Annotated in this window: 14 protein-coding genes; 10 read left to right on the top strand and 4 right to left on the bottom strand. The window is 73.8% G+C overall.

The window, feature by feature from the left end; translation table 11 throughout:
• Positions 1 to 92: 92 nt before the first annotated feature.
• The 8 genes from FDM97_RS21065 (at position 93) to FDM97_RS21030 (ending at position 10279) form a co-directional block, all read left to right on the top strand.
• Complete coding sequence (locus FDM97_RS21065) at positions 93 to 1337, top strand: DUF6777 domain-containing protein (RefSeq protein WP_137991973.1); 1245 nt, start codon at positions 93 to 95, stop codon at positions 1335 to 1337.
• A 51-nt stretch (positions 1338 to 1388) separates the two neighbouring features.
• Positions 1389 to 3494, top strand: a complete 2106-nt coding sequence (locus FDM97_RS21060) for a SpoIIE family protein phosphatase (RefSeq protein ID WP_137991971.1) — start codon at positions 1389 to 1391, stop codon at positions 3492 to 3494.
• Positions 3495 to 3584: 90 nt separating this feature from the next.
• The gene (locus FDM97_RS21055; RefSeq protein ID WP_137991969.1) at positions 3585 to 4934 is read left to right on the top strand and encodes a wax ester/triacylglycerol synthase family O-acyltransferase; all 1350 of its coding nucleotides are present in this window, start codon (positions 3585 to 3587) and stop codon (positions 4932 to 4934) included.
• A 37-nt stretch (positions 4935 to 4971) separates the two neighbouring features.
• Complete coding sequence (locus FDM97_RS21050) at positions 4972 to 5841, top strand: Fpg/Nei family DNA glycosylase (RefSeq protein WP_137991968.1); 870 nt, start codon at positions 4972 to 4974, stop codon at positions 5839 to 5841.
• Between the two features lie 30 nt (positions 5842 to 5871).
• A complete protein-coding gene (locus FDM97_RS21045; RefSeq protein ID WP_137991966.1) occupies positions 5872 to 6609 on the top strand; it encodes a LytR/AlgR family response regulator transcription factor in 738 nt (245 codons plus the stop codon).
• 104 nt (positions 6610 to 6713) lie between these two features.
• The gene (locus tag FDM97_RS21040; RefSeq protein ID WP_254705691.1) at positions 6714 to 7133 is read left to right on the top strand and encodes a hypothetical protein; all 420 of its coding nucleotides are present in this window, start codon (positions 6714 to 6716) and stop codon (positions 7131 to 7133) included.
• A gap of 15 nt (positions 7134 to 7148) precedes the next feature.
• Complete coding sequence (locus tag FDM97_RS21035; RefSeq protein ID WP_254705690.1) at positions 7149 to 9059, top strand: sodium/solute symporter; 1911 nt, start codon at positions 7149 to 7151, stop codon at positions 9057 to 9059.
• Complete coding sequence (locus FDM97_RS21030; protein WP_137991965.1) at positions 9056 to 10279, top strand: sensor histidine kinase; 1224 nt, start codon at positions 9056 to 9058, stop codon at positions 10277 to 10279. Before FDM97_RS21035 ends, FDM97_RS21030 begins: the two co-directional genes overlap by 4 nt.
• Here the strand turns inward: FDM97_RS21030 and FDM97_RS21025 are convergent.
• The 3 genes from FDM97_RS21025 to FDM97_RS21015 form a co-directional block, all read right to left on the bottom strand.
• Positions 10273 to 10767, bottom strand: coding sequence for a hypothetical protein (locus FDM97_RS21025; RefSeq protein WP_137991963.1), 495 nt, complete (start codon positions 10765 to 10767; stop codon positions 10273 to 10275). The two genes, FDM97_RS21030 and FDM97_RS21025, sit on opposite strands and share 7 nt — an antisense overlap.
• A gap of 193 nt (positions 10768 to 10960) precedes the next feature.
• Positions 10961 to 11374, bottom strand: coding sequence for a PaaI family thioesterase (locus FDM97_RS21020; RefSeq protein WP_137991961.1), 414 nt, complete (start codon positions 11372 to 11374; stop codon positions 10961 to 10963).
• Between the two features lie 4 nt (positions 11375 to 11378).
• Positions 11379 to 11948: a sigma-70 family RNA polymerase sigma factor gene (locus FDM97_RS21015; protein WP_137991959.1), complete on the bottom strand. Its 570-nt coding sequence runs from the start codon at positions 11946 to 11948 to the stop codon at positions 11379 to 11381.
• A 263-nt stretch (positions 11949 to 12211) separates the two neighbouring features.
• Here FDM97_RS21015 and FDM97_RS21010 point away from each other — a divergent pair, with 263 nt between their 5' ends.
• Both FDM97_RS21010 and FDM97_RS21005 read left to right on the top strand, forming a co-directional pair.
• On the top strand, positions 12212 to 13405 hold the full coding sequence (locus tag FDM97_RS21010) for a CapA family protein (RefSeq protein ID WP_137991957.1): 1194 nt from the start codon (positions 12212 to 12214) through the stop codon (positions 13403 to 13405).
• A gap of 89 nt (positions 13406 to 13494) precedes the next feature.
• Positions 13495 to 14373 (top strand): polysaccharide deacetylase family protein, encoded by an 879-nt coding sequence (locus FDM97_RS21005; RefSeq protein ID WP_137991955.1) that lies wholly within the window; start codon positions 13495 to 13497, stop codon positions 14371 to 14373.
• Between the two features lie 66 nt (positions 14374 to 14439).
• On the opposite strand, the gene FDM97_RS21000 is transcribed toward FDM97_RS21005, so the two are convergent.
• Complete coding sequence (locus FDM97_RS21000) at positions 14440 to 15099, bottom strand: class F sortase (protein WP_137991954.1); 660 nt, start codon at positions 15097 to 15099, stop codon at positions 14440 to 14442.
• Between the last annotated feature and the right edge of the window lie 31 nt (positions 15100 to 15130).

Here is a 15130-nt window from a genome sequence, read left to right as displayed (position 1 = left end):
GTCCGGTCGGCCGTACTCCGCTTGCGCGCGGCCCCGCGGTGCGACAGACATGGAAGGAATGTCTCGGGGTGGAAAGAGGCGGGAGATCCCACGTGCGCGCATCCATACGCCGGTCATCACGGCCCCACGTCACGGCGCTCGCCGCGCTGGCCGCGGCGCTGTTCCTCGCGGGCTGCTCCTCCGACGGCGAGGTGAGCGGCGGCGGCCGGACGACCGCCGCCGGCCAGGAGGTCTTCCTCCAGCCGATCGCCGCCCAGGGCCCCGACCCCTTCACCGCCTCCACGGCCAGGGCCACCACCCCGCCCGCACCGAGCACCGCCCCGCCGGCCACCCCGACACCCAGCGCCACGGCGCAGACCATCCGCGAGGTCACCGGCTCCACCCCCGGCCTCTACGGCGGCACCCACTCCGTCGCCAGCTGCGACGTCGAGCAGCAGGTCGCCTTCCTCGCCGGGGACCAGGCCAAGGCCCGCGCCTTCGCGGAGGCCGCCGGCATCCCCGAGTCCAACATCGCGGGCTGGCTGCACGGCCTCACCCCGGTCGTCCTGCGCACCGACACCCGCGTCACCAACCACGGCTACCGCGACGGAAGCGCCACCGCGTTCCAGTCCGTCCTCCAGGCCGGTACGGCGGTGCTCGTCGACCAGTACGGCGCGCCCCGCGTCCGCTGCGCCTGCGGAAACCCGCTGCGCTCGCCCGTCGAGGTCCAGGGGGCCGTGCACACGGGGCGGCCCTGGAGCGGCTACCACCCCGACCGCGTCGTGATCATCAGACCGACCACGACGGTCGTCACCAGCCTGGTCATCGTGAACATCGTCAACAACACCTGGATCGAGCGGCAGACCGGCACCGACGGCGAACGCGACACCCGCCCGGTCGTGATCCCGCCCTGCGACCCCGCAGCGTGCGACCTGACCGGCTCGCCGACCCCCGTGCCGTCCCCCTCCGTCACCGACGGCTCGCCCCGGCCCGACCGCGGCGACTCCGTGAGCCCCGACGGCTCCACCACGCCCGGCGACACCACCTCTCCGGACGGCTCCACCTCGCCCGGTGACGGCACCTCGCCCGAGTTCGGCTCTCCGCCGCCGTCCACGACCGACTGCCCCTCGCTGCCGCCGACGCCCCCGTCGTCGCCGCCCGAGAGCCTGACCGGCACCCCCGACCCGACGTCCCCGAGCCCGTCGGTCCCGCCCGGCTGCCCGACCCCGACCTGGACCGATCCGGTCGCTCCGCCGACCCCGGAGCCGCCGGTCGAGCCCGCGCCGGAACCGCCCTCCTTCGAGGACCTGTTCCCCAGTGACACCGGAGCTGAGCAGCCGGAGACCTTCGAGGGCTGACGCGTGATCTCCGCCGTGCGCGCGGCCTGGCCTGCGCCTAGCGTGGGCCCCATGAACGCGGGCAGAGGGGGTGCCGAGGCGGCGGAGCCCTGCCGCTGCGGATCAGGGACCGGGGGTGTGGCGTGCTGCTTCCTCCGGGACTACGGCCCCGCGTTTCGGATGGGCAGCTTCGACTGGGACCTGATCACCGGCTCGATGACCATGGACGAGGGCGCCCTGCAGGTCTTCGACATGAGCCCCGACGAGTACGACGGCAACCCGAGCACCCTCTCCTCCCGCGTGATGCCCGACGAGGGCCGGCGTCTCGACACGATGGTCACCCACGCGCTCAAGGACGGCAGCGATCACTACGGGGCGTACTTCCGCGTCCGGCTGCGCCACGGCGCCCCGCGCTGGACGCACACCGAGGGCCTCATCCAGCGCGACGAGACCGGCCGCCCCCGCCGTATCGTCGGCATCGTCCGGGACGCCTCGGAGGAGGTGACCGAGCACGCGGCCCGGCTCGGCCTGGACGAGGGGCGGCGCAAACGCACCAGCGTCGTCGAGGGAACCACCGCCGCCCTGGCCCACGCCCGGACCGTGCAGGACGTCATCGAGCTGCTCAACGACTCGCACGGCCTCGAGTACTTCGGCGCCACCAGCCTGGTCGTGGGGCTCCTGGAGTCCGGCCGGATCCATCTCGTCGCGGAGGGGCCCGAGGGCGCCTTCGTGCCCGGCACGCGCTTCACCCGGGTGGACGAGCCGTACCCGATGAGCGAGGTGATCCGGACCCTGCGCCCCCGGTTCATCGACTCGCCGCAGGACTTCGCCGACTCGTACCCGATCCTGTGGCCCCACATCAGCGGACTCGGCATCACCTCCGCCGCCTATCTGCCGCTCATCGCCCAGGCCCGGCCGATCGGAGCGCTCGGCCTGCTCTACAGCGACAAGACCGGCTTCAGCGCCGACGAGCGCAATCTGCTCGTGGCGCTCGGCAGCAGCATCGCGCAGAGCCTCCAGCGCGCCATGCTCTACGAGCAGGAGCACGACCTGGCCGAGGGGCTCCAGCAGGCGATGCTGCCGCGCCGCATCCCCGACGTGTCCGGCGCCCAGATAGCGGTCCGCTACCGCTCGGCCCGCCTCGGCCGGGACATCGGCGGCGACTGGTACGACATCATCCCGCTGCCCGGCGGCCGGGTCGGCGCCGTCATCGGGGACGTACAGGGGCACGACACCCACGCGGCGGCCGTCATGGGACAGCTGCGCATCGTGCTGCGGGCCTACGCGGCCGAGGGGCACACCCCGGCGACCGTGATGGCCCGGGCCTCCGTCTTCCTCCATGAACTGGACACCGACCGCTTCGCCACCTGCACCTACGTCGAGGCGGACCTCGCGACCGGCGTCGTGCAGGTGGTGCGCGCCGGACACGTCGACCCGCTGCTCCAGGACACCGACGGGAGCTGCCGCCGGCTGCCGGTGGAGGGCGGGCTGCCGCTCGGCCTCTCGGCCGAGTTCGGCCGCCTCGACTATCCCGCGACCACGCTGGAGCTGTCCCCCGGCCAGACCCTGCTCCTGTACACCGACGGCCTGGTGGAGACGCCCGGCTCGGACCTCGACGAGGGGCTGCGCTGGCTCTCCTCGCTGGTACGCCGCGGGCCGCGCGACCTCCAGCAGCTCGCCGACCACCTCTGCGAGGTCGTGGACGAGCGGGGCGGCGACGACGACGTGGCGATCCTGCTGCTGCGCCGGCAGGGTGCGTACTTCCCGCAGTCCGGCGGCCGGCTCCAGCAGCACGTGGCGCAGAGCGACCCGGAGGCGCTCAGCTCGGCCCGTCACATGATCCGGGCCGCGGTCCGGGCCTGGGGCGCCGGGGAGCGCTCGGACGAGATCGAGCTCGTCGCCGACGAACTGATCACCAACGCGCTGATGCACACCGACGGCGGGGCGATCGTGACGCTGCGGATGCTGGCGGGACCGGAGCGGCGGCTGCGGGTGGAGGTGGAGGACCGCTCCAGCGCGCTGCCGCGACGCAGGGAGGCGGGGGAGTCCGGCGTCTCGGGCCGGGGCCTGCTGCTCGTGGACCGGCTCTCGGACGTGTGGGGCGTCGAGTCGCGCGGCAGCGGCAAGTGCGTCTGGTGCGAATTTATTGTTAACCCTGCGTACATCGATCGTACTTGACCGTAACCGACCGTACGCGGTTGACTTCGATGCCTGTCCCCCCACTTTCGGCCGTCCGCGTCCCGCCACCCTCCAGAACATGGGGATCTCTTGAGCAGTGAGCTTCTGGCACCTCTCGATCTGGCCTTCTGGCACCTCGAATCCACCGCCCACCCCCTGCACCTGGGCGCACTCGCCCACTTCGGCCCCCTCCCCGCCGACGGCGATCCGTCCGCCGTCCTCGACCTGCTCGCGAGCCGTGCCGCCGCGATCCCCCGGCTGCGCATGCGGGTCCGTGACGTCCTGCTCCCCGTCGGGGGCGCCGCCTGGTCCACGGACAAGCACTTCGACGTACGACGGCACGTACGGGAGATCGCCCTGCCGGGCGCCGACTTCGCCGCCGAGACCGCCCTGCTCGCCGGCGAGCTGATGGAGCGCCCCGTCGAACGCGGTCTGCCGCCCTGGGAGATGTACCTGCTCACCGGCGCCCCCGACGGCTCCTTCGCCGTCCTCGTCAAACTCCACCACGCCCTCGCCGACGGCATGCGGGCCGTCGCCATCGGCGCCGGGATCTTCGACGAGATCGCCGCCGCCACCCGCAGGACCGGCCGGGGCAGGACCCGCCCCGTACCCCCGCGCTCCTGGCTCCCCGGACCGGGCCGCCTCTTCGGCGCCGCCCGGGACCGCATCGGGGACCTCGGCCGGGCCGTCGAGGTCGGCGCCTCCGTCGTCCGCGCCAGCCGGCTCGACGGGCGCGCCACGGCCGCCCTCGCCGCCGACTCCAGCGGGACGCGCCGCGTCGCCACCGCCGTCCTGGACATCGAACGCGTCCACCGGGTGCGGCGCGCCTCGGGCGGCACCGCCAACGACGTCCTGCTCGCCGTGGTCGCCGGAGCGCTGCGCCGCTGGCTCGCCGAACGCGGCGAACCGCTCCCCGGCGCCGACCCGCGCGCCCTGGTGCCCGTCTCGAGGCGGCGGCCCGGCTCCCCGGCCGGCTCCGGCAACAGCCTCTCCGCCTACCTCCTCGCCCTCCCCGTCACCGAGCCCGACCCCGCCACCCGGCTCGCCTCCGTACGACGGGCCATGGACCGCAACAAGGCCGACGGGCCGCTGCGGGGCGCCGGAGCCGTCGCCGTCCTCGCCGACCAACTGCCGCCGCTCGCCCACCGCTTCGGCGCCCCGCTGGCCTCCGGGGCCGCTCGGCTGCTCTTCGACGTGCTGGTCACCAACGTGCCGCTGCCGCGCTCGGCCCTCTCCCTCGGCGGGGCCCCGCTGCGCGCGCTCTTCCCGATGGCCCCGCTCGCCCGCGGCCAGTCGCTCGCCGTCGCCATGTCGCCGTACGGCGGACAGGTCCACATCGGCCTGGTCGCCGACGGCAAGGCGGTCCCCGACCTCGACGCGCTGGCCGCCGCGCTCGCCGACGAACTCGACCTGCTCGACCACCTCGACGGCGGCCGCTGAGCGCGCGGCGCGCGGGCCGTTGCGGCAGGGTGGAGCCATGCCCGAACTGCCCGAGGTGGAAGCGCTGCGAGAGTTCCTCGACGAGCATCTGGTGGGCAAGGAGATCGCCCGCGTGCTGCCCGTCGCGATCAGCGTGCTCAAGACGTACGACCCGCCCCTGAGCGCCGTCGAGGGCGCCACCGTCACCGCGGTCGCCCGGCACGGCAAGTTCCTGGACCTCACCACCGAGGGCGAGGCGGGCGAGCTCCACCTCCTCGTCCACCTGGCACGCGCGGGCTGGCTCCAGTGGAAGGACCCCCTCCCCTCGGGGCCGCCGCGCCCCGGTAAGGGGCCGCTCGCCCTGCGGACCGCGCTCACCGGCGGCGACGGCTTCGACCTCACCGAGGCCGGCACCACCAAACGCCTCGCCGTCCACCTCGTCCGCGACCCGCGGGACGTGCCCGGCGTCGCCCGCCTCGGCCCCGACCCGCTCGCGGACGACTTCGACCTCGCCGCCTTCACCGCGCTGCTCACCGGCGAACGGCGCCAGATCAAGGGCGCCCTGCGGGACCAGAGCCTGATCGCGGGCATCGGCAACGCGTACAGCGACGAGATCCTGCACGCGGCGAGGATGTCCCCCTTCAAACCGACCCAGAACCTGACCGAGGAGGAGACCACAGGCCTCTACGAGGCGATGCGCACCACCCTGAGCGAGGCCGTCGAGCGCTCCCACGGAGTGGCCGCCGGCAGACTCAAGGCCGAGAAGAAGAGCGGCCTGCGCGTCCACGGCCGGACCGGCGAGCCCTGTCCCGTCTGCGCAGACACCATCCGGGAGGTCTCCTTCAGTGACTCCTCCCTCCAGTACTGCCCCACCTGCCAGACCGGCAAGCCGCTCGCCGACCGCCGCCTGTCGAAGCTCCTGAAATAGCGCCACCACGCCTCTCGTAGACTCCGCCGCATGCTGCGCGTACTGGCCGTCGACGACGAAGAGCCGGCCCTCGGGGAACTGCTCTACCTCCTGCGCGCCGATCCACGGGTCCGCAGCGCCGAGGGCGCCACGGACGCGACCGGGGCACTGCGCAGGATCGGCCGCGCCCTGGAGGCGGGCCCCGACGGGGACGAGACCATCGACGTCGTCTTCCTCGACATCCACATGGCCGGACTCACCGGCCTCGACCTCGCCCGGCTGCTCGCCGGCTTCGCCCGCCCGCCGCTGATCGTCTTCGTCACCGCCCACGAGGGCTTCGCCGTGCAGGCCTTCGACCTCAAGGCCGTGGACTACGTCCTGAAGCCGGTACGCCGTGAACGGCTCGCCGAGGCGGTCCGCCGCGTCCGCGAGCTGGTGCACGCCCCGGTCCCGGAGCCCGAACACATACCGGTCGAACTCGGCGGGGTGACCCGGTTCGTGGCCGTCGACGACATCGCCTACGTCGAGGCCCAGGGCGACTACGCGCGCCTGCACACCGACGAGGGCAGCCACCTCGTCCGTATCCCCCTGTCCACGCTGGAGGAGCGGTGGGCCGCCCGCGGCTTCGTCCGGATCCACCGCAGCCACCTCGTGGCGCTCGGCCGCATCGACGAACTCCGGCTCGACGGGGGCGCCACCTCCGTCCGCGTCGGCAGCACCGAGCTGGCCGTCAGCCGCCGCCACGCCCGCCAGCTGAGGGACCTGCTCATGCGCCGCGCGGGCGGCTGACCGTCCGGTCCGGAAGGCGGGCGGATCCTGGGCCGGCGCCTCTACCCCACGTCAGTGCCGCTGCGTAGACTCCGTTGCCTCCCCAGCCCCTGCGAGGTCGACAGATGACGGAGCGGACACCGCCGTCCGAGCAGCCACCGCCGCGCCGGCCCCGGCGCGAGACCGTCACGCACGCCTCCGCCCTCCGCGCCGGCGCCGCGGGCGTGCCCGCGCAGCCCTCGCGCGGCCGTCCTCCCGGCCATCCGCCAGCCCGCTCCGAGATCAGCGAGCAGACCACCCTCGGCCACACCTACGTCCGCTCCCTGATGCGGAGCCAGCTGCGCGCCGCCCTCACCGCCCTCGGCGCACTCGCCCTCCTCGTCGGCCCGCTGCCCCTGCTGCTCGCGCTCCCCGCACCCGAGGCCGTCGTCTGGGCCGCGCTCGGCGTCGGCGTGTACCCGGTCATCTGGGCCGTCGCCCACTGGTACGTACGCCGCGCCGAGCGCAACGAACGCGACTTCACCGGCCTCGTCGAGGGCCGCTGACCGCGGGCGCCGGACATGAACCACACCTACGCGGTGGCCGCCGTCACCGCCGTCGTCCTCGCGACCGTCCTCATCGGCGCCCTCGGCCTGCGGATATCCCGTACGACCTCCGACTTCTACGTCGCCTCCCGCACCGTCCGGCCCGGACTCAACGCCGCCGCCATCAGCGGCGAGTACCTCTCCGCCGCCTCCTTCCTCGGCATCGCGGGACTCGTCCTCGTCCAGGGCCCGGACATGCTCTGGTACCCCGTCGGCTACACCGCCGGCTATCTGGTCCTGCTGGTCCTGGTCGCCGCCCCGCTGCGCCGCTCGGGGGCGTACACCCTCTCCGACTTCGCCGAGGCCCGGCTCGAATCGCCGCCCGCCCGCCGGCTCGCCAGCCTCTTCGTCGTCGGCATCGGCTGGCTCTACCTGCTCCCGCAGCTCCAGGGCGCCGGGCTCACCCTGGAGATCCTCACCGGCGCGCCGGACTGGGTCGGCGGACTGCTCGTCGCCCTGGTCGTCACCGGCATCGTCGCCGCGGGTGGCATGCGCAGCATCACCTTCGTGCAGGCCTTCCAGTACTGGCTCAAGCTCACGGCCCTGCTCGTCCCCGCCCTGTTCCTGACCGCGGCCTGGTTCGGCGACGACGCGCCCCGTGTCCGCTTCGACGCCCCCGCGGTCTTCCGCGAGCACACCACCGTCCGGGTCGCCGACACCGTACGGATCGAGCTCGACGCCCCGCTCACGCTCACCGTCACCGGCCGCGTCGACGACGCCGCGCACGAGCGGGGGACCGTCACCCTCGACGCCGGCGCCCACGGCGTCGAGGCCGGCACCGAACTCGCCTTCCCCGAGGGCGCGCCCGTCCCCGCGCGGGCCTCCACCGGAGCCGACCCCCTCGGCTGGTCCCAGCCGCTGGCCGGCGGGCGCGACGGCCACCAGCTGTACGCCACGTACGGGCTGATCCTCGCCACCTTCCTCGGGACCATGGGGCTGCCCCACGTCGCCGTCCGCTTCTACACGAGCCCCCACGGCCGCGCGGCGCGCCGCACGACCCTCGTCGTCCTCGGGCTCATCGGTGCCTTCTACCTGCTGCCGCCGCTGTACGGGGCGCTCGGCCGGATCTACGCCCCCGAACTGGCGCTCACCGGAGCCGCCGACGCCGCCGTGCTCGTCCTGCCGGAACGGATGCTCGGCGGCGTGCTCGGCGATCTGCTGGGCGCGCTGCTGGCCGGCGGGGCGTTCGCCGCCTTCCTCTCGACCGCCTCGGGGCTGACGATGGCGGTCGCCGGCGTCCTCACCCAGGACGTCCTGCCGTCCCGCGGCGTACGGCACTTCCGGCTCGCGACCCTGCTGGCCACCGCCGTCCCGCTGACCGCGGGGATCTTCGCCTCGAAGGTGCCCGTCGCGGACGCCGTCGGCCTCGCCTTCGCGGTCTCGGCCTCCTCCTTCTGCCCGCTGCTCGTCCTCGGCATCTGGTGGCGGCGGCTCACCCCGCCCGGCGCCATGGCCGGACTGCTCCTCGGCGGCGGCTGCGCGCTCACGGCGGTCATGGCGACCCGGGCCGGACTGCCCGAGGCGGGCTGGCCGCACACGCTCATGGCCTGGCCGGCGGTCTGGTCGGTGCCGCTGGGCTTCCTGACGATGATCCTGGTCTCCCTGGCGACCCCGCGCCGCATCCCCGCCGGGACCCCGGCGCTGCTCGCCCGGCTGCACCTCCCGGAGGAGTTCACCGGCCGCCCGGACCCGTCGGCGGGACCCCGGCGCGACACGGGGACGGAACACGGTCCCGAGGGCGCACGCCACGTCGAGACCGGACAGGCGCCCGGGGCCGGACATGCGTCCGGGGCCGGAGGGGGCGGGCCGGAGCCAGGGGCCGGGCAGCGTGCCGCGACCGAACGTCGGCCCCGGGCCGGGCATCCCCGCAAGGAGGCGGAACGATGACTGCCATGGCCTTCGCCGCGGCGGCGGCCGCCGGGGTCGTGCTGCTCGCCGTCGGCTTCGTCCTGGGCCGGATCGCCGCCCGCCGCGGGCCCCGGGCCGCCGATCTCGACCTCGGCACCCCCGTCGAGCGGGCCACCTTCCTCACCCTGCACACCGCCTCGCTCGCCGCGCCCCCGCTCCGCGCGGGCCTCACCGAGGACACCGCCCGCAAGGCCGCCCGGCGACTGCGCCCGCTGCTCGGGACCGAGGCGCTCTGCCTCACCGACCGCTCCGCCGTCCTCGCCTGGGACGGTCCGGGCGAGGGCCACCACCGCGAGCACGTCATGGAGCAGGTCGCCGGCATCCTCGACTCGGGGCGCAGCCTCTCGGCGCACACCGGCTGCGCGGATGTCGCCTGCCCGCTGCGCTGGACCGTGATCGCCCCGCTCACCGGCGAGGACGGTGTGCTCGGTGCGCTCGTCGCCTACGGCTCGCGGGAGTCGGCGGTCCTGGTGCGGGCCGCGACCGAGGTCGCCCGCTGGGTCTCCGTCCAGCTCGAACTGGCCGAGTTGGACCGCTCGCGGACCAAGGTCGTGGAGGCGGAGATCCGCGCCCTGCGCGCCCAGATCTCCCCGCACTTCATCTTCAACTCCCTCGCCGCCATCGCCTCGTTCGTCCGCACCGACCCCGAACGGGCGCGGGAGCTGCTGCTCGAGTTCGCCGACTTCACCCGCTACTCCTTCCGCCGCCACGGGGAGTTCGCCCAGCTCGCCGACGAACTGCGCTCCATCGAGCAGTATCTGGCCCTCGCCGGGGCCCGGTTCGGCGACCGTCTCAAGGTCACCCTCCAGATCGCGCCCGAGGTGCTGCCGGTGACCCTTCCCTTCCTCTGTCTCCAGCCGCTGGTGGAGAACGCCGTGAAGCACGGTCTCGAGGACAGCGTGAACGTCTGCCGGGTCACGATCGCGGCCCGTGACGCGGGCGCGGAGGCCGTGGTCGTGATCGAGGACGACGGGGTGGGCATGGACCCGGCGGTCCTGCGCGCGATCCTGCTCGGGGAGCGGCCCACCGGCTCCGGGATCGGCCTGTCCAACGTCGACGAGCGGCTGCGCCAGGTGTACGGGCCGGAGCACGGCCTCGTCATCGAGACCGGGGTCGGTGCGGGGATGAAGGTCACGCTACGGATCCCCAAGTACCGCCCCGGGGTGCACCGTACGGTCCTGCGGCCTCCCGATCAGTAGAGGTGCAGGGCCAGATGGCCCAGGGGCAGCCCCAACTTCCACGCGGGCAGCCACACTTGCTCCGACTCGTCGACATGGGGTCCGATCCCGGCCGAGGGCAGCCCGCCCAGATCCGCCGCACGCACCTGCGTCGCCTCCAGGAGACGCCAGGTCTCGCGGGCCATCGCGAGGTCGGGGCTCTCCCCGTCCGAGCGGCTCCGCGCGTCGAGCCGCTCGCGGACCCACCGAGGCCAGGGCTGGTCGTAGGCGGTACGGGACAGCCACTCGTCGAGACGGCCCGCGGTCCGCGCCCCCGAGGAGGCGTCCGCGCCCTCGCACAGATGGATGGTGAGCGCGAGCGTCTGCCGGCCGGCCCGGTACTCCAGGGTGCCGGGCGCGACCAGGCAGCCCGCGCGCAGCAGATCGTCGGCTATGAACTCGGCACACAGCCACGCCATCGGGACGGCGAGCCCGCCCCCGCTGGTGCCGTTCGTACTCTCGGGCAGCAACGCTCCCACCTTCTCCCGGACATGTCGGTCGGCGATCCCGACCACGAGCCTCCACCGAGGAAGACGCGCGTGGGTCGCACTTTGCTCAACTCGCCCGTGTGGTTTCGGATACGTTTCTCCGCCGGATCGGTGCCGGTGGGAGAGGTGAGGACACGGGAGACGTCCGGGACGGGTGTGGTGGAGAGGGAGCTCCTCAGCCGAGCAGCGCGTAGACCGCCGTCGCGTGGGCGGCCGTCTCCTCGGTGCCCTCGGCCGTCATCGTGATGTCCGCGAACGCCATCCGCTTGCCCGCCTTCGTGAGCCGCGCCCGCACCAGGACGTCCGTACCGAGCACCGCCCGCTGGAAGCTGATGGACTGCTGCACCGTCGTCATCGGCACGAAGCCGCCGCGGGCCGCCGCGACGGCGATCACGCTCGCCGTGTCGGCGGCGGCCATCAGGGCCTGACCCGAGAGCCCGCCGCCCTCGCGGGCGAGCCGTTCGGACCAGGGGAGGCGCAGGACCGCCTCCTGCCCGTCGAGCGAGACCACCGAGAGCCCCAGATCCAGCACCCAGGGGGCGAAGTTGTCGGCGAGTACCTTTTCCGCGGCGGCGAGAGTCAGCGTCACGCGGTCATTGTGCGGCCGCGGCCCGGGAGCGGGCAACGCCGCGTCGCCCGGGCCGGTAGCCCGGCAGGCGGTGCCCGAGCTGCCGCAGCGCGTAGTGCGAGCGGGACTTGACGGTCCCGGCCGGGATGCCGAGGTCGGCGGCGGCCTCGTTGACGGTCAGGCCGTGGAAGTAGAGCCGGACCAGGACCGCGCGGTGCTCCGGGCTCAGGCCCCGGACGGCCGCCCGCACATCGAGCGCGGCGACCGCGGTCTCCGTGGTGTCGGCCGGGTCCGGGGTGGCGGCGAGCATCCCGTCGCCGATCTCGGTGGGCCGGGCGAGCCGGGAGCGCCGGGCGTCGATGGCCAGGCGCCGGGCCACCGTGAACAGCCAGGGGCGCATCGACTCGTAGGGGCCGTCGAACGCCTCCGGGTGGAGCCAGGCCCGTACCAGCGTCTCCTGCGCCAGGTCCTCCGCGCGCTGCCGGTCGCCGGAGGTCAGTCCGAGCAGAAAGCCGAGGAGGGCCTTGCCGTGGTCGCGCTGCAGCTCCGCGAGGGCCCGCTCGTCCGTCGTCGCCGTCGTCGTCGCCGTTGTCATGCTCCACACCTCTCCGGTCGGCTCGTCGTTCCGTGGCGTATACGAACGCATGCGGGCGACGAGGGACAGGGAACGAACACCTGTCTGCGACGAGCGGTCGCACCGAGCGGCGAGTGGTGCGGTGAGCGGTCAGACGGAGGCTCTTCGTCCGTTTAGGCAGGGTTTATGGATCTGCGCGGCTTTGACCCTTGACTGCGGCTTATATGCCCTGTGAATTCATCGGGACAGATGTTCATCCCATGAATCACACGCGGAGCCGGCAGATGACCTCACGTACGCGACAGGGGGCGGTGGCCCTCGCCGCCGCCCTGCTCACGGCGGCGACCGGCTGTGCCGGCGGCGCCGGTGCCCCCGAAACGCCACCCGCACGACAGGACCCGGGGAGCCCCGCGGCCCCCACGGCCGCCGGCGGAGCCTCCGCCCGGACCGGCTTCACCCTGGTCGCCTCCGGCGACGTCCTGCCGCACGCCTCGATCATCCGCCAGGCCTCCGCGGACGCGGGCGGCCAGGGCCACGACTTCCGGCCGATGCTCGCCGGAGTCAAGAACGTCGTCTCCGGAGCCGATCTGGCGATCTGCCACATGGAGACCGTCTACGGACGTGACGGCGGGCCCTACACCGGCTACCCCACCTTCAAGTCCCCGCCCGAGGTCGCCATCGCCCTCAAGGAGACCGGTTACGACTCCTGCTCCACCGCCTCCAACCACACCCTGGACGACGGCGCCGCCGGCCTCGGCCGCACCCTCGACGCCCTCGACAAGGCGGGCGTCCGGCACGCCGGCTCGGCCCGCACCGCCGAGGAGGCCGCCCGCCCCACACTCCTGAAGGCGGGCGACGCGACCGTCGCCCAGCTCGCGTACACCTACGACACCAACGGCATCCCGCTGCCCGAGGGGCAGCCGTGGGCGGTCGACCTGATCGACGAGCGGAAGATCATCGCCGACGCGCGGGCCGCCCGGAAGGCCGGCGCCGACGTGGTCGTGGTCAGCGTCCACTGGGGAACCGAGTGGCAGACCGCCCCCGACAACCGCCAGCTCACGCTCGGCCGATCGCTCACCGCCTCGCAGACCGACGGCCGGCCCGACATCGACCTGATCCTCGGCACCCACGCCCATGTCCCGCAGGCGTACGAGAAGGTCAACGGCACCTGGATCATCTACGGCATGGGCGACCAGATCGCCGGCGACATGATCAACCACGCGGGCTCCTTCGACCCCCGCGGCAACCAGGGCACCCTCGGGCGCTTCACCTTCGCCCCGCCCACGGCGCCCGGTGCGCGCTGGGAGGTCACCAAGGCCGAGTTCGTCCCGCAGTGGTTTGACACCGGCCGGGGCCGGGTGGTCAACCTCAACGCGGCCGCCAAGGAGGGCGGCGGCAACACCGCCGTACGCGACACCATCCGCCAGGTCGTCCTCGAACGGGGCGCGGCAAAGGACGGTCTCGTGATGGGGGAGTAGCACGCGGCCTGTCGGCTCAACGGGTGTTTTCGGGCGGGCGGCCGGTGTCGGTGAACGGCGCCGGCCTTCCGCCATGCGAGCCATTGGTCATGAAAACGGATCAGATGCCCAACGGGCGGCGAGCGGTGCTGCGGCTCGCCGCCGCCCTGGGGGCCACCGCCACCGTCGGGGTCTTCGCCTCGGACCGCCTCGGCACACCCCAGGGCGCCGCACCCGCGCCCCCGCCCACGCCCGCCCCCACGCCCGCCGCCGGCACCGGCAGCGGGCCGGCGGCGGGCCCCCATGCGAGCGCCCGGCTCAAGCCCTCCTCGTACCGCCTCCAGCCGATGACGGCCTACGCGCCCCCCGCCTTCCGCCGGGCGGTCCCACCGGTCCGGCAGCGGCCGTTCCTGAAGATGTCCGGCGTCGGCCGCTCGATGGTGCTCACCTTCGACGACGGGCCCGACCCCCGCTACACGCCGGAGATCCTCGCCACCCTGCGCCGCTACGGCTGCCGGGCGATGTTCTTCGTCTGCGGCGAGATGGCGGCCGAGCACCAGGACCTGGTACGGGAGATGGCCGCGGACGGACATGTCGTCGGCAACCACTCCTGGTCCCATCCGCTCATCCCCAAGCTGCGGCCTTCCCGCATCCGGGACGAGCTGGGCTCCACCAGCGATCTCGTCGAGGGGATCCTCGGCTCGGCCCCTCTCTGGTACCGCGCCCCCTTCGGGGCCTGGAACCGGCACTCCTTCGAGATCGGCGCCGAGCTGGGGATGGAGCCGCTCGCCTGGACCGTCGACACCCTCGACTGGAAGGAACCGGGTACCGGGAGCATCGTGCGCCGGGTCCTGGACGGGGCGGCGCCCGGCGTCGTCGTGCTCTCGCACGACGCGGGCGGCAACCGCTCCCAGAGCGTGGCCGCGCTGCGGCGCTATCTGCCCGAACTCCTCGACGCCGGCTACAGCATCACCGTCCCGCGCCGCTGAGCGGGTGGACGACGAAGGCCCCCCGCGCCAAGAGGCGCGGGGGGCCTGGTCCGCGGTGCGTACCGGTCAGCGCGAGCCGACCAGACGGGCGTAGACGACGACGTTGCCGTCGTAGCCGGTCCCCCGTGAGTAGCCGCCACCGCAGGTGATGACCCGGAGTTCGGGCATCCCGGTGTCGGAGTAGACCTGCACCCCGGGGAAGTCGTTCTTCGAGTACACCTCGACGCCGTAGATCTCGAAGACGGCCACCCGGCCGTCGTACCTCTCCACCTCGATGTGCTGGCCCTTCTCCAGCGAGCCGAGGCCGTAGAAGACCGCCGGACCCGTCGCGTTGTCGACATGGCCGACGATGACGGACGTGCCGCGCTGCCCGGGCGCGATGCCGTTCTGGTACCAGCCGGCCAGGTTGGAGTCCTGCGGCGGCGGCGCCGCGATCCAGCCGTCCTGGTCCAGGCCGACGTCCATGATGGGGGCCGCGACCCTGATGGCCGGGATCTTCACCCGGGAGGCCGGGGCGTACGGCAGAGGCTCCAGGCCTTCGGTGGCGGTGGGCGGGGCCGCGATCGGGCGGGTGTCGGGAGCCGCGGCGGCCGCGGGTTGCGGCGGGCCGAGCTCGACGTCGACCCCGTTGCGCATCATCGCCAGGCCGGACAGCATGACGAGAGCGAGCACGCCCCACGGTTGGCGTCTCCTCGGCTCAAGGACGCTGAAGTCCTTGGGGCTCATGGTTCTCCCTTCGTGGCGTCGTCAGAACGGT

The sequence above is a fragment of the Streptomyces vilmorinianum genome (assembly GCF_005517195.1).
GTDB classification, from domain to species: Bacteria; Actinomycetota; Actinomycetes; order Streptomycetales; family Streptomycetaceae; genus Streptomyces; species Streptomyces vilmorinianum.
The sequence above is the reverse complement of the archived record's forward strand: the minus strand, read 5'-3'. Positions and strand labels throughout refer to the sequence as shown.